Source organism: Nocardioides zhouii (assembly GCF_004137345.1).
GTDB classification, from domain to species: domain Bacteria; phylum Actinomycetota; class Actinomycetes; order Propionibacteriales; family Nocardioidaceae; genus Nocardioides; species Nocardioides zhouii.
Window position 1 is genome coordinate 35,911 of the sequence record NZ_SDWV01000030.1, and the last position, 18,165, is coordinate 54,075.

At 70.8% G+C, this 18,165-nt stretch carries 20 protein-coding genes; 7 read left to right on the plus strand and 13 right to left on the minus strand.

Features of this window, described 5'->3' with window-relative positions:
* Positions 1 to 107 precede the first annotated feature (107 nt).
* Entirely contained in the window at positions 108 to 1,466 is a 1,359-nt protein-coding gene (locus EUA94_RS20575) for a helix-turn-helix domain-containing protein (protein WP_129428736.1), read from the plus strand.
* A gap of 33 nt (positions 1,467 to 1,499) precedes the next feature.
* Here EUA94_RS20575 and EUA94_RS22995 read toward each other — a convergent pair whose 3' ends face one another.
* The 8 genes from EUA94_RS22995 to EUA94_RS20610 all read right to left on the minus strand — a co-directional run bounded on the left by EUA94_RS22995 (position 1,500) and on the right by EUA94_RS20610 (position 6,681).
* On the minus strand, positions 1,500 to 1,622 hold the full coding sequence (locus EUA94_RS22995; protein ID WP_277986128.1) for a hypothetical protein: 123 nt from the start codon (positions 1,620 to 1,622) through the stop codon (positions 1,500 to 1,502).
* 288 nt (positions 1,623 to 1,910) lie between these two features.
* Positions 1,911 to 3,392 (minus strand): sensor histidine kinase, encoded by a 1,482-nt coding sequence (locus EUA94_RS20580; RefSeq protein ID WP_129428738.1) that lies wholly within the window; start codon positions 3,390 to 3,392, stop codon positions 1,911 to 1,913.
* Positions 3,393 to 3,526: 134 nt separating this feature from the next.
* Complete coding sequence (locus EUA94_RS20585; protein WP_129428740.1) at positions 3,527 to 3,835, minus strand: DUF1416 domain-containing protein; 309 nt, start codon at positions 3,833 to 3,835, stop codon at positions 3,527 to 3,529.
* Complete coding sequence (locus EUA94_RS20590; protein ID WP_129428741.1) at positions 3,835 to 4,683, minus strand: sulfurtransferase; 849 nt, start codon at positions 4,681 to 4,683, stop codon at positions 3,835 to 3,837. Before EUA94_RS20590 ends, EUA94_RS20585 begins: the two co-directional genes overlap by 1 nt.
* Positions 4,684 to 4,729: 46 nt before the next feature.
* Complete coding sequence (locus EUA94_RS20595) at positions 4,730 to 5,200, minus strand: DUF4395 domain-containing protein (protein ID WP_129428743.1); 471 nt, start codon at positions 5,198 to 5,200, stop codon at positions 4,730 to 4,732.
* A gap of 280 nt (positions 5,201 to 5,480) precedes the next feature.
* On the minus strand, positions 5,481 to 5,939 hold the full coding sequence (locus EUA94_RS20600; RefSeq protein WP_129428745.1) for a TlpA family protein disulfide reductase: 459 nt from the start codon (positions 5,937 to 5,939) through the stop codon (positions 5,481 to 5,483).
* Between the two features lie 126 nt (positions 5,940 to 6,065).
* Positions 6,066 to 6,284, minus strand: a complete 219-nt coding sequence (locus tag EUA94_RS20605; protein ID WP_129428746.1) for a hypothetical protein — start codon at positions 6,282 to 6,284, stop codon at positions 6,066 to 6,068.
* A gap of 100 nt (positions 6,285 to 6,384) precedes the next feature.
* Positions 6,385 to 6,681 (minus strand): MoaD/ThiS family protein, encoded by a 297-nt coding sequence (locus EUA94_RS20610; protein WP_129428748.1) that lies wholly within the window; start codon positions 6,679 to 6,681, stop codon positions 6,385 to 6,387.
* Positions 6,682 to 6,791: 110 nt separating this feature from the next.
* On the opposite strand from EUA94_RS20610, the gene EUA94_RS20615 reads away from it, so the two are divergent.
* Positions 6,792 to 7,529: a response regulator transcription factor gene (locus EUA94_RS20615; protein ID WP_129428749.1), complete on the plus strand. Its 738-nt coding sequence runs from the start codon at positions 6,792 to 6,794 to the stop codon at positions 7,527 to 7,529.
* Here EUA94_RS20615 and EUA94_RS20620 read toward each other — a convergent pair.
* Positions 7,505 to 9,388: a M48 family metallopeptidase gene (locus tag EUA94_RS20620; protein ID WP_129428751.1), complete on the minus strand. Its 1,884-nt coding sequence runs from the start codon at positions 9,386 to 9,388 to the stop codon at positions 7,505 to 7,507. The two genes, EUA94_RS20615 and EUA94_RS20620, sit on opposite strands and share 25 nt — an antisense overlap.
* A gap of 117 nt (positions 9,389 to 9,505) precedes the next feature.
* Here EUA94_RS20620 and mshD point away from each other — a divergent pair, with 117 nt between their 5' ends.
* Positions 9,506 to 10,336: a mycothiol synthase gene (mshD, locus tag EUA94_RS20625; protein WP_129428753.1), complete on the plus strand. Its 831-nt coding sequence runs from the start codon at positions 9,506 to 9,508 to the stop codon at positions 10,334 to 10,336.
* A 74-nt stretch (positions 10,337 to 10,410) separates the two neighbouring features.
* Here mshD and ygfZ read toward each other — a convergent pair whose 3' ends face one another.
* From ygfZ to EUA94_RS20640, 3 genes are read right to left on the minus strand one after another with little or no spacing between them, the layout of a single operon-like run.
* Positions 10,411 to 11,346: a CAF17-like 4Fe-4S cluster assembly/insertion protein YgfZ gene (ygfZ, locus tag EUA94_RS20630; protein ID WP_129428755.1), complete on the minus strand. Its 936-nt coding sequence runs from the start codon at positions 11,344 to 11,346 to the stop codon at positions 10,411 to 10,413.
* A gap of 9 nt (positions 11,347 to 11,355) precedes the next feature.
* Entirely contained in the window at positions 11,356 to 11,820 is a 465-nt protein-coding gene (locus EUA94_RS20635) for a Fur family transcriptional regulator (protein ID WP_129428757.1), read from the minus strand.
* The gene (locus EUA94_RS20640) at positions 11,817 to 12,311 is read right to left on the minus strand and encodes a heme-binding beta-barrel domain-containing protein (protein WP_129428758.1); all 495 of its coding nucleotides are present in this window, start codon (positions 12,309 to 12,311) and stop codon (positions 11,817 to 11,819) included. The genes EUA94_RS20635 and EUA94_RS20640 overlap by 4 nt, the downstream gene beginning before the upstream one ends.
* 23 nt (positions 12,312 to 12,334) lie before the next feature.
* On the opposite strand from EUA94_RS20640, the gene EUA94_RS20645 reads away from it, so the two are divergent.
* From EUA94_RS20645 to EUA94_RS20660, 4 genes are all read left to right on the plus strand, one after another.
* Positions 12,335 to 12,697 (plus strand): DsrE family protein, encoded by a 363-nt coding sequence (locus EUA94_RS20645; RefSeq protein WP_129428759.1) that lies wholly within the window; start codon positions 12,335 to 12,337, stop codon positions 12,695 to 12,697.
* 45 nt (positions 12,698 to 12,742) lie between these two features.
* Positions 12,743 to 14,920: an RNA degradosome polyphosphate kinase gene (locus tag EUA94_RS20650; protein WP_129428761.1), complete on the plus strand. Its 2,178-nt coding sequence runs from the start codon at positions 12,743 to 12,745 to the stop codon at positions 14,918 to 14,920.
* 121 nt (positions 14,921 to 15,041) lie between these two features.
* Positions 15,042 to 15,659, plus strand: coding sequence for a DUF47 domain-containing protein (locus EUA94_RS20655; RefSeq protein WP_129428762.1), 618 nt, complete (start codon positions 15,042 to 15,044; stop codon positions 15,657 to 15,659).
* A 46-nt stretch (positions 15,660 to 15,705) separates the two neighbouring features.
* Positions 15,706 to 16,701: an inorganic phosphate transporter gene (locus EUA94_RS20660; protein ID WP_129428764.1), complete on the plus strand. Its 996-nt coding sequence runs from the start codon at positions 15,706 to 15,708 to the stop codon at positions 16,699 to 16,701.
* Positions 16,702 to 16,793: 92 nt separating this feature from the next.
* Here EUA94_RS20660 and EUA94_RS20665 read toward each other — a convergent pair whose 3' ends face one another.
* Entirely contained in the window at positions 16,794 to 17,870 is a 1,077-nt protein-coding gene (locus EUA94_RS20665) for a hypothetical protein (RefSeq protein ID WP_129428766.1), read from the minus strand.
* Positions 17,871 to 18,165 lie beyond the last annotated feature (295 nt).

An 18,165-nucleotide genomic window follows, 5' to 3' on the forward strand; every position in this document is an offset into this window, starting at 1 on the left:
CTTTCGAACCTGCCGGCCGCCACGTGCGGACGGCAGGTTCGGGTTTTCTTAGGTAATACTTCGCCAGATTCGACCTTTCTCTGGCAAACGTGTTCCAGAATGACCCCATGGACTCGCGACTTGCCGAAGTGCTGGCGCAGACCGACCGCGCGGCACTGGGCGGCCGGCTCCGGTCTGCGCGCCAGGCGCGCGGCCTCACCCAGGGTGAGGTGGCCGATGACGTCATGTCGGTGGCCTACCTCTCGCGCATCGAGTCCGGGCACCGCCAGCCCACCGCTCCGGCCCTCGAGACGCTCGCCGAGCGCCTCGACGTGTCCGTGGAGTCGCTGCTCGGTGTGGCGGAGCGTCGTGAGATCGACGAGATGCGTCTGGCCCTCGACTATGCCGAGCTGTCGCTCGAGTCGGGCCAGCCCGAGGATGCCGAGGAGCACCTGCGCACGGCGCTCGAGATGCTCGCGACGACGCAGATGGACGCCATGCGCGTGCGCGCGCGCCTCCTGCACGCGCGGGCCCTGGAGGCCACGGAGCGCGAGGACGACGCCGTTCTCGAGCTGGAGTCGCTCATCGAGGACACTTCTGTCGACGGCCTGACCAAGATCAAGGCTGGCATCGCGCTGAGCCGCATCTATCGTGAGACCGGCGACCTGGGCCGCGCCATCGAGTGCGGCGAGCGGGTCATGGCTCACGTCGAGGAGGCCGGCCTCGGATCCAGCGACGAAGCCGTCCAGCTCGCCGTCACCGTGGCGGCCGCCCACTTCGAGCGTGGCGACACGGCCCACGCCGTACGCCTCTGCCGCAAGGCAATCACGGCCGCAGAATCGCTCGGCTCACCCAAGGCCCGCGCCTCGGCCTACTGGAACGCAAGCGCCATGCAGGCCAGGCGCGGCGACGTCGCCGCTGCAGTCCCTCTCGCCGAGCGCGCACTGGCTCTCATGGGTGAGGGCCAGGACTCACGCAACCTCGCCCGGCTGCGCGGTGAGGTCGGACGGCTCCACCTCGAGCTCGACCCGCCCGATCTCTCGGGTGCCCGTGACAACCTTGAGCAGGCAGCCGCGGACATGCGTTGGAGCAGTGCGACCCCGGCCGACATGGCTTGGACTCTGCTGGGGCTGGCGCGGGTCGCATTCCTCGCTGGCGACCTCGCGGAGAGCCGCGATCTGGTCGAGCAGGTCCAGACCACTGCCGACGGTCACGCTCCCCTCATCCAGGCCGAGGCGCTGACCCTGGAGGGCAGGACCTTGGCGGCGGAGGGCGCGACAGATCGCGCAACGGCTTCCTACCAGCGCGCGGTGCACGTGCTGTCAGCGATCGGCGCCGATCAGGGTGCTGCGCAACTGTGGTTCGACCTCGCCGACCTCCTCCACGGAGTCGGCCTGCACGAGGCCGCGTTGGACGCCTACCGCCGAGCGGCGGTGTCGTCCGGGCTGCGGGCGCGCGTGGCCACGACCACGCTCGCCCACAGCTGAAGCTTCGGAGCGATCAGCCTCCGTCGGGAGCGATCAGCAGCACCAAATCGTGCGCGCCTGCTTGGCGGGGGCAGCGGCGTCGGCGGGTGCGGTCATTCCGGCGAGGCTGACGACGGCGATGAGTGCGATGACGAGGCGGGGGGCCTTGCTCTTCATGTGTGTCTCCAGGGTTTGTTGTGCTGTGTGGGGTTGGTGAGCAGCATCCCGAGTGAAGCTGTCGAAAGAAATAGTGTCAAAGCCTGTGCAGAGTGTGTCGCGCTTTGGCAAACTTGGGCAAGAGCCGTTGGCAAATGCCTCTCGATGCAGATGTGAACGACAGTCCCGCACGATGACCCCCACCGTGCGAGACACGCACCGGACCCCACCCGGTACGCGCCCGGACCCCCCGCACCTCGTGCGGGGGGTCCTCGCGTTTCCACGCTTGTGGGCACGGGCTTTCGCGGCTCATCGCGGCAGGTCCACCCGTACGGTGGTGCCCTCGCCTGCAGTGCTGTCAAACAGCACCTGACCACCGTGGGCCTCGACGATGGTGCGGACGATGAACAGGCCTAGACCAGTTCCCCCGATGTGACGGCGCCGGGCGTTCTCGCCGCGGAAGAAGCGGTCGAACACCTCGCCCACCTCCTCGGCGTCGACGCCCTCGCCGTCGTCGGCGATGGTCAGCACCACCCGCCGGCCGGCCCCGACGACGGTCACCTCGACGTGGCCGCCGGGGCGGCCGTAGAGGATCGCGTTGGAGATCAGGTTGTCCAGGACCTGCCGCATCCGCATCCCGTCGACGACCACCTCGACGGAGACCGGGAGATCGCTGCTGAGCTGCACGCCGGCGCCGTCGGCATCGACGGCCGCGGCCGCCACGGCCTCGCGCACGATCGTGGCCAGGTCGGTCGGATAGGGATCGATCACCGGTGACCCCGACGACGCCTTGGTCGAGAAGATCAGGTCGGCCACCAGCTGGGAGAGGCGCAGCATGCTGCGCCGGGCCGCGTTCACCTGCTGGCGGGCCTCGGGCAGCTGCTCGACCGTCTCCTCGAGCAGCTCGAGGTAGGCGAGCGCGGACGTGAGCGGCGTACGCAGCTCGTGCGACACGTTCGACACGAACTCGTCCTTGGCGCCGACCGCCCGGATCAGCTCCGTCACGTCGTTGTAGGCCAGCACGGCACCCGTGAGCGCGCCGGAGCGGTCGCGGACCGTCCGCGCCGACACGGAGAGCGCCCGCCGGGCCGTCGGGTCCTCCCCGATCCAGATGAGCAGGTCGTCGAACTCCTCCCCCGCGCCCGCGGTGGCGCGGGCACACGGGAACTGATCGAAGGACAACGCCACCTGCTGGTCGGCGTCGTACACGAAACCGCTCTGGCCGGCGCGACCGTCATGGCCGTCCGGCAAGGCGATGTCGAGGAGCTCCTGCTGGCGCCGGTTCCACGCGCTGTAGGTGCCGTCAGCGTCGACGAGGAGGAGTCCTACGGACACGCTGTCCAGGATCGCCTGACCCTTGCTCAGCAGGTCGTACGCGGTCTCGTCGGCCGCGTCGAGGCGCTCGACGAAGGCGTGCCGCTCCGTGCGGTCGGCGACCTGGGAGATGAAATGGATCGGCTCCCCGTCGGAGTCGCGCAGCAGCGCCACCGAGATGTCGGCGACGAGGGTCCTGCCATCGGCGCAGATGTAGCGCGTGGTGACCCGGTAGGACCCGATCTCGCCCGCGAGCGACCGCTCGACCAGGCGCAGGTCCCGGGCGAGGTCGTCGGGGTGGGTGACGTCGTGGAATGTCATCCCGGTCAGCGCCTCGGGCTCGTAGCCGAGCATGTCGCAGAGCGCGACATTGGCGAGGACGATGTCGCCGGTCAGGGAGACGATCGCCATCCCGACCGGGGAGTGCTCCATCGTGAGCCGCCACAGGTCCCCGGTGTCGGGCAGCCGAGTGTCCACGAGACCCTCCCTCCCGAACCCGGAATTTCCACGGTACGAGCGCACCGGGTCCGCCACCGCGACTTGGTGAGAAACACGATGAAAATGCGGAAACCGCCCCGTGTTGGCCACGGGGCGGTCTCTGCGGGTCGGGATCAGGCGCTGACGAGCACCTGCACCTCCGCGACGGATCCGGTCGTGGCCGTGACCGCGGTGTCCACGGGGTCGGACTTCGGGGCCAGCGTGCGCAGCGTCCACTCACCGTCACCGGCGAAGAACCGGAAGTGCCCGGTGGCCGAGGTCGGCACCTCGGCGGTGAACTCGCCGGTCCGGTCGAGCAGGCGCACGTAGGCGTTCCCCACGGGCTCGCCGCCGGGACCGCGCAGCACCTGGCCCTGGATCACGGCCTCCTTGGCGACGTTGACGCCGTCGAGCGACAGGCCGCCCTCAACCGCGCCGCACATCAGGCCTCACCCTTCTCGTCACCGAGAGCGACCGGGACGCCGACGAGGGAGCCGTACTCAGTCCACGAGCCGTCGTAGTTCTTCACGTTCTCCTGGCCCAGCAGCTCCTTGAGCACGAACCACGTGTGCGAGGAGCGCTCGCCGATGCGGCAGTAGGCGATGGTGTCCTTGTCCCAGTCGACGCCGGCCTCGCTGTAGATCGTCTTCAGCTCGTCGTCGGACTTGAAGGTGCCGTCGTCGTTGGCCGCCTTGCTCCACGGGACGCTCGCCGCGGTCGGGATGTGGCCGGCGCGCTGCGCCTGCTCCTGCGGGAGGTGCGCGGGGGCGAGCAGCCGGCCGGCGTACTCGTCGGGGCTGCGCACGTCGACGAGGTTCTGGGTGCCGATGGCGGCGACGACCTCGTCGCGGTAGGCGCGGATCGAGGCGTCCTGCTCGGTCGCGGTGTACGACGTCCCGGCGCGGGTGACCGCCTCGTTCGTCAGCTCGCGGGAGTCGAGCTCCCACTTCTTGCGGCCACCGTCGAGCAGCTTGACGTCCTGGTGGCCGTAGAGCTTGAAGTACCAGTAGGCGTAGGCGGCGAACCAGTTGTTGTTGCCGCCGTAGAGCACGACGGTGTCGTCGTTGGCGACACCGCGCTCGGACAGCAGCGCCTCGAACTGGGACTTGTTGACGAAGTCGCGGCGGACCTGGTCCTGGAGGTCGGTGGTCCAGTCGAGCTTGATGGCGCCCTTGATGTGGCCCTTGTCGTAGGCGGTCGTGTCCTCGTCGACCTCGATCAGGACGATGCCGTCGGTGTCGAGGTTGTCCTCGACCCACTGGGCGGTGACGAGCGTGTTCTCGCGGCTCATGGTGGTGTGCTCCTTGTGGTGGTGAACAGTCGTGGATGGTGCGGTGTCAGGCGATGACGCGGCGGACGAGCAGGTAGACCTCGCATCCCAGGCAGAAGGCGAAGACGGCGTTGAGCAGGGCGGCCACGAGCGCGGCACCGACGGCCACCTGGCCGACGAGCGTCGCGCCGGACAGCAGGGCGACGAGGCCGACCACGGCGAAGGCCAGGCCGATGGCCTGGGCGAAGCGCGGCGGCTCCGGTGCCTCCCACTCCGTGGGCGGGGCCAGCCGCGGCCGGACGAGCGTGCGGAAGAGCCAGGCGTGCGGCGTGGCCTGTACGCCGCGCACCGCGCCGATCGCGAACAGCACCGCCTGGCCGGCGAGCAGGATGACGTCGGCGGGCGACGGCAGGAGCAGCACGGCGACGAGCACCACGGCGGTGAGGCCGGCCGCGAGCTGCGGGCCGCGCGGGTCGATGGCCCCGGACGGGGGGCTGACGACACCGGGGGTGGTGCGAGGCGAAGCGGTGGTGGACATGTCTCTCCTGAGGTGGTCGGCGCAGCACGAGCCGGGCGCGACGGCACACGGCCGACGCGGGTCCCACCGACGAGCGTAGTCCAGTAATCTGATGGACTTAAGTGCTCAGTTCTCCGGCGGAACCGTCAGGACATTCGACACAGCGCCGAGCGCACGCGGCAGTGGTCCACTGCGCGGCGCTTGGTGAGCATGGTCGATGACATGACGACGACAGTAGGCGCTCCCGCCGTCACGCCCCCGCGCTGTCTCACCATGCGAGCAGTGCATCCATATCGTGAGATCACGCCTGCGCCAACGCCGTCAGGACCTGGTCGCGGGTCGGTGCGCCGGTGGCCCGGGTGACCTCGTGACCGTCGGCGTCGAGCACCACCGTGGTGGGGGTGCGCAGGATTCCGAGCACGCGGGTCGCCTCGAGGTGGTGCTCCGCGTCGATCTCGATGTGGGTGACACCGTCGACGATCCCCGCGACGTCGCCGAGCACGCGACGGGTGGCACGGCACGGCGCGCAGAAGGCGCTCGAGAACTGCAGGAGCGTCGCCCGCTCCCCCAGCGACTCGCCGAGCGCTGCGACCAGGTCGGCCGCCGGCCGCGAGGCCGGGTGATCCTCGACTGCCGCGTCGGGTGCGGAACGGCGTACGACATGGGTCCCGCGGAAGCGGCCGTCGGTGACGAGCCGCCAGAGCCCGAAGGCCAGCGCGAGCGCGACCGCGCCGACGGCGATCCAGGCTCCGGAGGTCATGACGGGCTCAACGCCCGGAGGGTCGGGCTGTGTTCCCGCTGGTCGGGTCGGGACGCGGAAGGCCCCGCGGAACTGGTGCTCCGCGGGGCCGTTCGCTGGTGCTGTGTGCCGTGGCCGTGCTGTCGATCAACGCTTGAGCTTGATCTTCTTCTCGATGTCGCCCGAGCCGACCTTGCCCTTGCCCTTCACGGAGAACACGAGCGTGTGCTTGCCCTTGCCGAGCGCCTTCTTGAAGCGGACGACGCCCGTGCCCTTCTTGATCTTGCCCTTGCCGAGCTGCTTCAGCTTGTCGTCGCCGTTCTTCTTGACGCCGACGATCTCGAACACGGTGACCGTGGCCTTCACCTTCGGCTGGTGGGATTCCCCCGTGTGGCAAACCCCCGTTTGCGTGCGCGCGAAGCCTAGGGGATTCCTTGACAATGCGCATCAGGGGGTCCTTGACAGATCAGCCGCCCGCGAAGGGCGGCAGGAGCTCGACGACCGAGCCCGGCGCGACCACCACGGTCGCGGGATCCTGGGACCGGACCGGACGGTCGCCGACCAGGACCGAGCACACACCGACGGTCCGCGCCATCCGGTCGTCCGGGTGACGCGCGAGCACGCGTTCGACGAGATCGGCCAGGGTGACGTCCCCCTCGACGTCGAAGGCGTCCTCGGCCGTGCCGGCCGCCGCGCGGGCTCCGGCCCAGTAGCGGACGGTGACCGTCTCACGACTCTCGTCTCGCCCCGCGTTGCCGCTCATGCGGGATATCCTTCCTCATCCGCCGGCGCAGGAGGAGGCCGCCTCATGAGCACCCCACGACGTTCTTCTCCGCCGCTGCGCTCCCCCGAACAACGCCACGGGGACCCCGCATGAGTGCACTGCTGCTGCTCACGAGCGCGCTCCAGCCCTCGGCCGAGGTGCTCCCCGGACTCGCGCTGCTCTCCCACACGGTGAAGATCCTGCCCGCGCAGGGAGCCGCGCTGCTCGACGCCCCGCAGGCCGACCTGGTCCTCGTCGACGGGCGCCAGGACCTCGCTGCCGCGCGTGACCTGTGCCGCCTGATCCGGACGACCGGCGCCGACGCGCCCGTGCTGCTCGTCGTCACCGAAGGTGGCCTCGCCGTGGTCGCCCACGACTGGGGCATGGACGACGTCGTGCTCCACACCTGCGGTCCCGCCGAGCTCGAGGCGCGGATCCGGCTCGCGATCGGTCGCGCCAGCGCCGCCGCTCCCGACGACCCGTCGGCGCACGTGATCCACCGCGGCGAGGTCGTCGTCGACGACGCCACGTACACCGCGCGCATCGGTGGGCGGCCGCTCGACCTGACGTACAAGGAGTTCGAGCTCCTCAAGTACCTCGCCCAGCACCCGGGCCGCGTCTTCAGCCGCGAGCAGCTGCTCCAGGAGGTCTGGGGCTACGACTACTTCGGCGGCACCCGCACGGTCGACGTGCACGTACGCCGGCTGCGCGCCAAGCTCGGCACCGAGCACGAGCACCACATCGGCACGGTCCGCAACGTCGGCTACCGCTTCGTGGTGCCGACCCGCGACAAGGAAGCCGAGGTCGGGGTGTCGACCTCGGCTCAGCCGAGCGACATCCGCCCGTAGTTGAACCTCGCGAGGGCGTCCAGCGCGCTCCCGGCGACGCCGATGACCCGGTAGGACCGCGACCGGCCGCGGCGGCGCACGGTCAGGCGCGGACGGGCGCCGTCGACGTACGTCACGTGCTCGACCTCGCCCCACGGCACGATCTCGGTCTGCGGGTCGCCCAGCAGGAAGATGCCGTCGATGCGCACCGAGTGGGCCAGGAGCTGGGCGGGCGACTTCCGCACGCTGAGCGGCGGGATGGACCAGCACTCGCCGTAGCCCATCTGCCGCACGGCCAGGCCGGCCTCGGTCACGTAGACGACGGGGAAGCTCCATCGCATCGACTGCTTGACGACCAGGACGGCCAGCACCTCGGGGCCCTTCGGTCCCACGGCGGTGCTGCTGACTCCCGGGTTCCACGTGCGCGGGATCCCCTCCGCGCGCAGCACCTCGAGCAGCCACTCGGCCGAGTCCGGGTTGCCGGGGATGTCGGCGACGAGGCCGGCGACGTCGACCTCCACGCCGTTCTCGTCGACGACCACGTCGGGCCTGTCCCAGCGCAGGACGTACGACGCGTGCCCCGCACCGACGAGGGCGACCCGCACCAGCACCTGGAGGGCCTCGCGCACGACGCGGGTGACGTCCGCGTCGTCGAGGGCTCGGCCTCCGGTGACGAGCTCGGCGAGCTCGCGGCCGCGACGGGTGGCGACGACGTGGAACGCCTGGCTGAGGTCGCCGGCGCCCGACATCATCCGGTCGACCGCGGACATCACCGCGAGAGCGCGCTCCTCCTCGCGGCGCCGGTTGCCGAGCCGCACCACCCGCTCCCACGGGGCGGCGACGAGCGAGTCGGTGCGCGCCACGTGTGCCTCGGTCTCCGCGATCGCCTGTGCGGGGTCGACCAGGACGAGGAGTGCGGCGACGTCGTCCGCCGGGACCGGGCGGCCCTGCTCCCCCACCAGTGCACGGAGGCGCTCGATGCGCCGGGCGGTCGACGGGTGGGTGTCGAAGGCCGAGCGGCGCTCATCGGCGACCAGCCGGTCGACGTCCACGTCGCGGTGCACCGGCTCCGACAGGAAGTCGGCGAACCCGGCCAGCAGCCCGCGCGGAACAAGGCCGATGCCGGTGCCGACCGAGGCGTAGTCGTGGACGAAGGTCGCCCACGCCGCCGAGGTGGAGGCGACGGTGCGCAACGCGGAGATCCCGGACTCCGGCCCCGCGAGGGTCGCGGCCCAGCGGTCGGCGTCGAGCTCCTGACCACGCCACAACGCGTGGACGACCCGTGCGTAGACGGCCAGGTAGCCGCGGAAGAGCCACCCGAGCACGTTGCGGGGCCCGAGTCCGGCGACGACCTCGTGCAGTGCGACCAGCCCCCGCCGGGTGACGCCCGACATCACGGTGTGGCGGTCGCTGAAGTGGCCCATCTCGTGGCCCAGGACCCAGAGCAGCTCGGTGCGGGTCAGCGTCTGCAGCAGCGGCAGTCCGATGTGGAGCACGCGCTGGCCGGGCGCCAGGCCGAGGAACCGCGAGTCCTCGGTGACGCCCGCGTTGGCGTCGATGACGAGGCGTGCCTCGTCCGGCGTGCGGGTGCCGACAGCCGCAGCGGCCTCGCGGACCAGTCCCCAGAGCTCCGGCTCGGCCATCACGGAGACCCCCATGCCCGCGGGCACAGTGGGCGACGCCCGCACCACGCGTACGAGCGCGACGACCAGCACGAAGGCGACCGAGGCGAACACCGCCCCGAGCAGGGCGCCGCCGGGCGTGCCGGTGCGCACCACCCACACGATGGAGCCGATCAGGCCGCCCAGCACCAGGGCAGCCAGCGCGAAGATGCCGCCGAGCATCGTCACCGCCACCGCCGCGCGCAGGCGTCCCAGCATGTGTCCCCCTCCGGATCCGAGCGGGCTCATCGTGCCCGATGCAGCCACCGGATGCGCGGGTTCGGCGAATTCGTGGCCGTCCCGCGACGCCCCCCGCCCGCTCGCTAGGGTCGCCGCATGGACCACGTGCTGGCGATCGCGGACGAGTCGGCAGCGGCCGACGGGGCGTCCCCGCTCGACGAGGCGGCCCGGATGGCGCTCGCCGACGGGGTGGCCGAGGTGCTCTCCGAGGACGATGCGTTCGCGCTCGTCCACGACGGCGACCTGTCGATGGTGGTGCGCCCGACGATGCGCGGCCGTGGTCTCGGCGCGGCACTGCTCGGCCGGCTCGAGGCGTCGTACGCCGGCGGGCTGACGGCGTGGTCGCACGGCGACCACCCCGCCGCGGCGCGGCTCGCGGCGGCGTACGGCTGGGACCGGGTGCGCGACCTCTGGGTGATGCGACGCGGGTCCTCGCTGCCGCTGCCCGCGCTGGAGGTCCCGGCAGGTGTGACGATCCGGTCGTGGCGCGACGGCGACGCGGACGCGGTCGTGGCGGTCAACTCCGCCGCCTTCGCGCACCACCCCGAGCAGGGCGCGATGGACGCCGCCAACCTCGCGCGCCGGATGGCGGAGCCGTGGTTCGACCTGGCCGGGCTGCTCGTCGCCGAGGACGCCTCGGGGGTGCTGGGGTTCCACTGGACCAAGCGGCACGACGACGTGACCGGCGAGGTGTACGTCGTCGGCGTCGCGCCCGCCGCGCAGGGACGCGGCCTCGGGAAGGTGCTCACGCTCGCCGGGCTGCACCACCTTGCGGGCCTGGGCGTCGAGGAGGTCCTGCTCTACGTCGAGTCCGACAACGCGCCGGCCGTCGCGGTCTACTCACGCCTCGGCTTCGAGCACGCTGACGCCGACACGCACGTGCAGTACCGCCGTACGACCCGCCCTCCCTCGCCGCCCGGTATCTAGGGACGATTTCGTAGGTCCGACGGTCGTTCCACCTCCCAGATCGTCCCTAGATACCCGGGGCGGGCGGGGGGAAGTCAGCGGAGCGGGCGGACGTGCAGGCCGACCTCGGGGTCCACGATGACCTCCTGTGCCGCGGGCATCTCATCCACGGTCAGGGCGGCGTCGACGGGCACGTTGCGCTTGACGAGCGCGAGCGCGATCGGCCCCAGCTCGTGGTGCCGGGCGCTGGATCCGACGAAGCCGATGTCGCGTCCGTCGAGGGACACGGGCGAGCCGGCCTTCGGCAGCCGGTTCTCCGATCCGTCGAGATGCAGGAGGACGAGACGGCGCGGCGGGCGGCCGAGGGTGTGGACCCGCGCAACCGTCTCCTGGCCGCGGTAGCACCCCTTGTCGAGGTGCACCGCCGGCCCGATCCAGCCGACCTCGTTGGGGATCGTGCGGTGGTCCGTGTCGAGCCCGAAGCGCGGCTCCCCGCGCTCGATCCGCAGCGCCTCGAAGGCCCACAGCCCGGCGGCGGGTCCGGCTGCGTCGGCGTACGCGGCGAGCTTGTCGCGCGGAACCAGGTCGTAGCGGCCGCCGCCCTCGCCCGGTCGCCACATCACTGCGAGGCCGTCGACCAGCGAGACCTCGACCCGGGTCATGAACTTCATCCGCTCGAGCCACGCGACGAGCGACGCGCCGGCGCCGGGCTCGGTGTGGGCGGTGAACGCCTCGCCGTCGTCGACCCCGGCGAAGGCGTGCTCGACGTGGCCCTGCGGGCTCAGCACGAGCGCCTGGGTCCACGCACCGGGGGCGAGGCCGTCGAAGTACTGGGTCGTCAGGTTGTGCAGCCAGGACAGGCGCTCGGGCCCGGAGATCCGGAGGACGTCACGGTGGGACAGGTCGACGAAGCCGTCGCCCCGGGAGAGCGCGCGCTGCTCGGTGTTGAACGAGCCGTAGTGCGCGGCCACCGGGGCGTCGATGCCGTCGCCGGCGACGGCCCCGGGCAGGGCGAGGAGGGGGGACTGCATGGGTCAAGTCTAGGTCGCGGGTGGGACTGCAGCTGCCGCCGAGCAGTCCGCGCACGTGCCGAAGATCGCGAGGTGGCCGACGTCCACGACGAACCCGTCGGCCGCGAGCGCGTCGACCACCGGCTGGACGACCGCGGGGTCGTACGAGCGCACCGCCTGGCACGTACGGCACACGGCGTGGACGTGCTCGTGCTCCATCGTCGAGTGGTACGTCGGCGCACGGTCGCTGAGGTGCGTGTGGCGCACCAGCCCGAGCTCCTCGAGCACCTCGAGCGTGCGGTAGACGGTCGAGGCGTTGACCGAGCTCACCTGGCCGCGTACGTGGGCGAGCACCTCGTCGGGCGTCGCGTGGCGCAGCTCCTCGATCGCCCGCAGGATGAGCTGTCGCTGCGGGGTGAGCCGCAGACCCTGCTCCCGCAGTCGTGCCGCCAGGTCGTCGCTGGTGTTCGCGGGGTGCTCGTGGGGAGTGCTCATGCGCGTTGGAGGCGGGCCCAGGTGTGGGGCTGGAGCTCCTGGCCGACGGCGGCCATGTCGAAGGCGTAGAGGAGGTCGCCGTCCACGTTGCCGTACATCCGCGACCCGCCCGTCACCTCCTTGGCGGTCTCGGTGAAGGCGACGCCGGCGGTGTGGAGCTCGACCTTGCCGCCCTCGGCAGCGCCGTACCAGATCTCGGAGAAGCCGATGTTGTGCGACAGGAGGAACTCGACCTTGCCGGGTTCGGGACAGCGCAGGAAGCCCGTCTCCATCGCCGCGTCGCGGACGAACTCGCCCTCGTCGTCGACGATCCACGCGCGCGCCATGTAGTGGAAGAACGGGCGCCCGTCGTGGGTGAAGATCAGCTCCTGGCCGAACTGGAAGGGCGCGATCGTCGGGTACTCGCCGTGGCCGTTGCCGCGCCACGTGCCCAGCAGCCACGCCACGGGGCCGCAGTTGGGGTGCAGGTTGTCCGGCAGCTCGAAAGGCATGGAGAGCACTCTAGTGTGGGGGAATGGCTCGCCCACTGGTCGTCAAGGTCACCTGCGGGGCCGAGGACGCCGAGCGCTGCAACCAAGCCTTCACCGTCGCCGCGGCTGCCGCGGCCGCGGGTGCCGAGGTGTCGCTCTGGCTCACCGGGGAGGCCGCCTGGTTCGCGGTCCCGGGTCGCGCCGAGGAATTCGCGCTCGACCTCGCGACGCCGCTCGACCGGCTGGTCGGCGCGGTGCTCACCAGCGGCACCATCACCGTCTGCTCCCAGTGCGCGGCGCGGCGCGGGATCGTCGAGGGCGACCTGCGCGACGGAGTCACGATCGCCGGTGCCGCGGTCTTCGCCGAGCAGGTCCTCGCCGAGGACGTCCAGGCCCTCGTCTACTGAAACGAACGTCACCCCGCGTTCACCTCCCGGTGCCACACTGGCTCCATGCCGGAGCCTGCCACCCTCGCCAGCGCCGCCTCTCCCTCGGTCGAGGAAGGACCTGTCACGGAGCCCTTCGGCCACCCCACCGACACCTTCGACGTCGAGCCGCCGTACACCCCGGACGCTGCGCAGATCGAGGCCGTGGAGAAGTTCGACGACCGATTCATCGATCGCGAGGTCTCCTGGGTCCGCTTCAACCAGCGGGTCCTCGAGCTGGCGGAGGACACCCGGCTTCCGCTGCTCGAGCGGGCACGATTCCTGGCCATCTTCGCCAGCAACCTCGACGAGTTCTTCATGGTCCGGGTGGCCGGCCTCAAGCGCCGCATCGACGCCGGAGTCGCGGTCCGGGCCGCCAGCGGCCTGATGCCCCGCCAGCAGCTGGAGCAGCTCTGGGCCAGCTGCCGCGACCTGATGGAGCGCCACGCCCGCGCGCTGGCCGACCTGCTCCCGGAGCTCGGGTCGCAGGGCATCGAGATCGTCCGCTGGGCCGAGCTCGACCGCGAGGAGCAGAAGGTCTGCAAGAAGCTCTTCAGGGACCGGATCTTCCCCGTCCTCACCCCCCTCGCGGTCGACCCGGCCCACCCGTTCCCCTACATCTCGGGGCTGTCGCTCAACCTCGCGGTCGTCGTACGCCACCCCAAGACCGGCACCGAGCACTTCGCGCGGGTCAAGGTGCCGCCGACGTTCGGCCGGTTCGTCGGCCTCGGCAACCAGCGCTTCGTCCCGATCGAGGACGTCATCGGCGAGCACCTCAAGAAGCTGTTCCCCGGCATGGAGGTGCTGGGCGCTCACACCTTCCGCGTCACCCGCAACGAGGACCTCGAGGTCGAGGAGGACGACGCGGAGAACCTGCTCAAGGCGCTCGAGAAGGAGCTGCTGCGCCGCCGGTTCGGGGCCCCCGTACGGCTCGAGGTCGAGGAGTCGATCGACCCGAAGGTGCTCGACCTGCTCGTCTCCGAGCTCGGCGTCGCCCGCGACGAGGTCGTCTCGCTGCCCGGCCCGCTCGACCTCACCGGACTGCACTCGATCGCCGACCTGCCGCGCGACGACCTCAAGTACGCCGCCTTCCTCCCGTCGACGCACCCGAGCCTCGCCGAGGTCGAGTCCGCCTCCCCCGTCGACGTGTTCGACTCGGTGGCCCGCCACGACGTGCTGCTGCACCACCCGTACGACTCCTTCGCCACCTCGGTGCAGCGCTTCCTTGAGCAGGCGGCCGCCGACCCGCACGTGCTGGCGATCAAGCAGACGCTCTACCGCACCTCGGGCGACAGCCCGATCATCGAGGCGCTCATCGACGCCGCGCAGGCCGGCAAGCAGGTGCTGGTGATCGTGGAGATCAAGGCCCGCTTCGACGAGCAGGCCAACATCCGGTGGGCGCGCAAGCTCGAGCACGCCGGCTGCCACGTGGTCTACGGCCTGGTCGGGCTCAAGACCCACTGCAAGCTCTCGATGGTCGTCCGCGACGAGCCCGAGGGGATCCGCCGCTACGTCCACCTCGGCACCGGCAACTACAACCCGAAGACCGCGCGGCTGTACGAGGACCTCGGCCTGCTGACGGCCGACCCGGAGATCGGTGAGGACGTGGCGCTGCTCTTCAACAACCTGTCCGGGATCAGCCGCAACCGCACGTACGACCACCTGCTCGTCGCCCCGGCCAGTGTCCGCGACGGCCTGGTCGCCCAGATCCACCAGGAGATCGCCCACCACCAGGCCGGCCGCGAGGCCGGGATCCGGATCAAGGCGAACTCGGTGGTCGACGAGGCGGTGATCGACGCGCTCTACCTCGCCTCGCAGGAGGGGGTCCGCGTCGAGCTGATCATCCGCGGCATCTGCGCCCTGCGCCCCGGCGTACCCGGCCTGTCGGAGACCATCCGGGTCCGGTCCGTGCTGGGCCGGTTCCTCGAGCACAGCCGGGTCTTCTGGTTCGACAACGGGGGCGACGCGGCGGCGTGGATCGGGTCGGCGGACATGATGCACCGCAACCTCGACCGCCGCGTCGAGGTGCTGGTGCGGCTGCGCGACCCGCACGTGGTGGACGAGGTCCGCGACCTGCTCGACCTCTCGATGGACCCCGACACCACCGCGTGGGACCTCGACTCCGACGGCGAGTGGCACCTCCACACCGGCCAGCGCCACCTGCAGGACGAGCTCATCGCCCGTCAGCGCCGCCGCCGGCGCTGAGCGTCGTACGCCTGCGGCCCGGGTCACAGTCGGGCCGATCGTCCGGCTCGCGGTTGCGTGCCGGAGCAGGTCACCCCCTAGCATGAACGACGGTTCATCCGCCCCCCGTTCGGAGTTCGCCGTGCGTTTGAAGTTCCGCCCTGTCGACAGCTCGTTCTACGACCTGTTCGCCGAAGCCGCGAACCACCTCGTCGTCGGAGCCCAGCTCCTCAGCGAAATGCTGGCAGACGGCTCGCCGAAGGCCGAGATCGCGCAGAGGATGCGCGAGGCCGAGCACGCCGCCGACGAGACGACCCACTCGATCGTGCGCCGCGTCAACAGCACCTTCGTGACGCCGTTCGACCGCGAGGACATCTACAACCTGGCCTCGGCGCTCGACGACGTGATGGACATGATGGACGAGGCCGTCGACCTCGTCCTCCTCTACGAGGTCACGTCGCTGCCGCCGGAGACCACCCAGCAGGTCGAGGTGCTGCAGCGCTGCGCCGAGCTCACTGCTGCGGCGATGCCGTCCCTGGAGTCGATGTCCTCGCTGGACGAGTACTGGATCGAGATCAACCGCCTCGAGAACATGGGCGACAAGTCCTTCCGGCGGATCCTGGCCCACCTGTTCAGCGGCGAGTACAAGGCCATGCAGGTGCTCAAGCTGAAGGACGTCGTCGAGGCTCTCGAAGGGGCGATCGACGCGTTCGAGAAGGTCGCCAACATCGTGGAACAGATCGCGGTCAAGGAGTCCTAGGGATGAGTGCTGACGCCCTCCCGACGACTTCCAGGAGCTGCTCCTGATGGAACTCGCGATCATCATCGCGGTCGTCGTCGTGGCCCTGGTGTTCGACTACACCAATGGGTTCCACGACGCGGCCAACGCGATCGCCACGTCCGTGTCCACGGGCGCCCTGAAGCCTCGCGTGGCCCTGGCCATGGCGGCCGTCATGAACTTCGTCGGCGCCTTCCTGGGCCAGAAGGTCGCCCAGACCGTCTCGGACACCATCGATCCCGGACCCGGCAGCCACGGGCTGGTGATCGTGATGTGCGGCCTGCTCGGCGCGATCACGTGGAACCTCATCACCTGGTACTACGGCCTGCCGTCCTCCTCCTCGCACGCCCTCATCGGCGGCCTGGTCGGCGCGGCAGTCGTCGCCGGCGCGTCCGCCAACTGGGCGCTGGTGATCGAGAAGGTCGTCATCCCGATGTTCATCTCCCCCGTGGTGGCGTTCACGCTCGGCTTCGCGCTGATGCTGGCGATCATGTGGCTCTTCCGCAACGCCAACCCGAGCAAGGCCAACCGCGGCTTCAAGGTCGCCCAGACCGTCTCCGCCGCGGCGATGGCCCTCGGCCACGGCCTCCAGGACGCCCAGAAGACGATGGGCGTCATCTTCCTGGCGCTGCTCACCGGCGGCTACGTCTCCGAGTCCGACGGACTGCCCCTGTGGGTGATCCTCGCGGCGGCGACCGCCATCTCGCTCGGCACCTGGTCGGGCGGCTGGCGCATCATGCGCACCCTCGGTCGTCGCATCATCCACCTCGACCCGCCCCGCGGCTTCGCGGCCGAGTCGGTGGCGGCCTCCGTCCTCTACACGACGGCGTACGTCTTCGAGGCTCCGATCTCGACCACCCACACCATCACCTCCGCGGTCATGGGCGTCGGCGCGACCAAGCGGCTCTCCGCGGTCCGCTGGGGCGTCGCGAAGTCGATCCTGACCGCCTGGGTGCTGACCTTCCCGGCCGCCGCCCTCGTCGCCGCGATCTGCTACGGGATCGCCCACCTCTTCCTCCCCTGATCCCCCCTCCCTCGGTATCTAGGGACGATCTCGTAGGTGTCTAGGGCGGTGCGCCTACCAGAACGTCCCTAGATACCCGGCCCACAGACGACTCAGGACGCCCGGCGGTACCGGAGCACCCGGGATCGCTCGGCCACGGACAGGCCACGTCGTTGGTCGACCGTGAAGGTCGGCGTCCACCAGTCGGGCAGGCCCGGCAACCACAGACGTGACTCGGGCGGACGGCGCCCCGCGCGTGCGTACGCCTCCCCGAGCCGCGCCCGGAACGGGTCCCTGTCGGCCAGGTCGCCTGCCATCATCGTCGCGCCCTCGAGGCCGAGCGCTCGGTAAGCAGCCTCCTTCGCGACGTCGACGTGCCGCACGGCGCCGGCCAGGTGCAGGCCCCCGTCGTACATCCCGTAGACCCCGGCCTGGACGTCGAGCAGGTCGGGCGTCCCCACGAAGCGGCCGGCGAGGTCGAACACCGGGCAGTTGGCCAGTGGCCTGCCGAAGCCGCTCTCCTGCCAGGTGCGCCTCATCACCGGCTCCCGGGGCGACCAGCTGTTCTCCTCCAGGTTCGCGAGCAGCTCGCGGACGCGCGCCACGCCCTGCCTGATCCACAGCGCCGAGTCGACGTACTCAGCCAGCTCGGCGACGGACACCAGGTCGTCGTAGGCAGCCATCTCGAACGCGACGACGGCCTCCTCGTCGGATCGCGCCTTGCGCATCTCGAAGGCGACACTCCACAACGGGCTGGTGACACGAATCCCTCGGACGCGACGGATCGCCCCAGCGGGTACGAGCTCTTGGCTCACTTCGATGTGATGGTCCGGGCGGAGGGTGTGGCGACTGCCGAGAGCCAGCGTCACGGGCCGCGGCTCCATCCGGGGCCCGATGCCCTCGAACCAGCGTGCCCCGAGCCAGCCCAGCGCCGCCCAGCCCGTGACAGCACCATGTGCTGGGAGCCTCGACACCGCCTCCACGATCCGTTGGCCGACGGTCTGCTCCACGCCGGAAGGCACCCACAGCCCGCCGCCGACGGGCCTGAACGCGCCCGAGCGGGTCTGCCAGTCGGTCGGCCCGCCCGCGTCGTGGCGGCGTACGGGCCACACGAGGTCGGGTAGCAGTCCCTCACGGGGACCGAGACCACGCAATGGCCACGCGCCCGGCACCCAGCGCTCTTCGTCCATCCACCGAGCATCGGCAGAGCCACCGACCGGTGCGTCCGGTTGTCCCCAAGGCGCCCTCCAGACCGCCATCCGACTGCTCTGTGGACAGTTGGTGGCCCGGCCTCGTCGTGGTGGACCGCCGACCTCTGGGTATCTAGGGACGTTCTGGTAGGTCGTACCCCCGTATCGCCTACCAGAACGTCCCTAGATACCCAGACACGGAAAGGCGGCCAGGGCGACGGGACTGTTTCAGTAACGGTGTTTCCGGCGGTTTCCATTAGTAGGTCTCTGCTGCCGGCCAGCGGTCGGCGAAGGT

Coding starts and splice junctions, on each gene's coding strand:
- EUA94_RS20610 (WP_129428748.1), bottom strand. CDS start 6,681: ATGAGCGGCAACGCGGGGCGAGACGAGAGTCGTGAGACGGTCACCGTC.
- EUA94_RS20635 (WP_129428757.1), bottom strand. CDS start 11,820: ATGAGCACTCCCCACGAGCACCCCGCGAACACCAGCGACGACCTGGCG.
- EUA94_RS20640 (WP_129428758.1), bottom strand. CDS start 12,311: ATGCCTTTCGAGCTGCCGGACAACCTGCACCCCAACTGCGGCCCCGTG.
- EUA94_RS20645 (WP_129428759.1), top strand. CDS start 12,335: ATGGCTCGCCCACTGGTCGTCAAGGTCACCTGCGGGGCCGAGGACGCC.
- EUA94_RS20585 (WP_129428740.1), bottom strand. CDS start 3,835: ATGTGCGGCGCGGTTGAGGGCGGCCTGTCGCTCGACGGCGTCAACGTC.
- EUA94_RS20600 (WP_129428745.1), bottom strand. CDS start 5,939: ATGACCTCCGGAGCCTGGATCGCCGTCGGCGCGGTCGCGCTCGCGCTG.
- ygfZ (WP_129428755.1), bottom strand. CDS start 11,346: ATGCAGTCCCCCCTCCTCGCCCTGCCCGGGGCCGTCGCCGGCGACGGC.
- EUA94_RS20590 (WP_129428741.1), bottom strand. CDS start 4,683: ATGAGCCGCGAGAACACGCTCGTCACCGCCCAGTGGGTCGAGGACAAC.
- EUA94_RS20595 (WP_129428743.1), bottom strand. CDS start 5,200: ATGTCCACCACCGCTTCGCCTCGCACCACCCCCGGTGTCGTCAGCCCC.
- EUA94_RS20660 (WP_129428764.1), top strand. CDS start 15,706: ATGGAACTCGCGATCATCATCGCGGTCGTCGTCGTGGCCCTGGTGTTC.
- EUA94_RS20620 (WP_129428751.1), bottom strand. CDS start 9,388: ATGCTGGGACGCCTGCGCGCGGCGGTGGCGGTGACGATGCTCGGCGGC.
- EUA94_RS20665 (WP_129428766.1), bottom strand. CDS start 17,870: ATGGACGAAGAGCGCTGGGTGCCGGGCGCGTGGCCATTGCGTGGTCTC.
- EUA94_RS20650 (WP_129428761.1), top strand. CDS start 12,743: ATGCCGGAGCCTGCCACCCTCGCCAGCGCCGCCTCTCCCTCGGTCGAG.
- EUA94_RS22995 (WP_277986128.1), bottom strand. CDS start 1,622: ATGAAGAGCAAGGCCCCCCGCCTCGTCATCGCACTCATCGCCGTCGTC.
- EUA94_RS20615 (WP_129428749.1), top strand. CDS start 6,792: ATGAGTGCACTGCTGCTGCTCACGAGCGCGCTCCAGCCCTCGGCCGAG.
- EUA94_RS20575 (WP_129428736.1), top strand. CDS start 108: ATGGACTCGCGACTTGCCGAAGTGCTGGCGCAGACCGACCGCGCGGCA.
- mshD (WP_129428753.1), top strand. CDS start 9,506: ATGGACCACGTGCTGGCGATCGCGGACGAGTCGGCAGCGGCCGACGGG.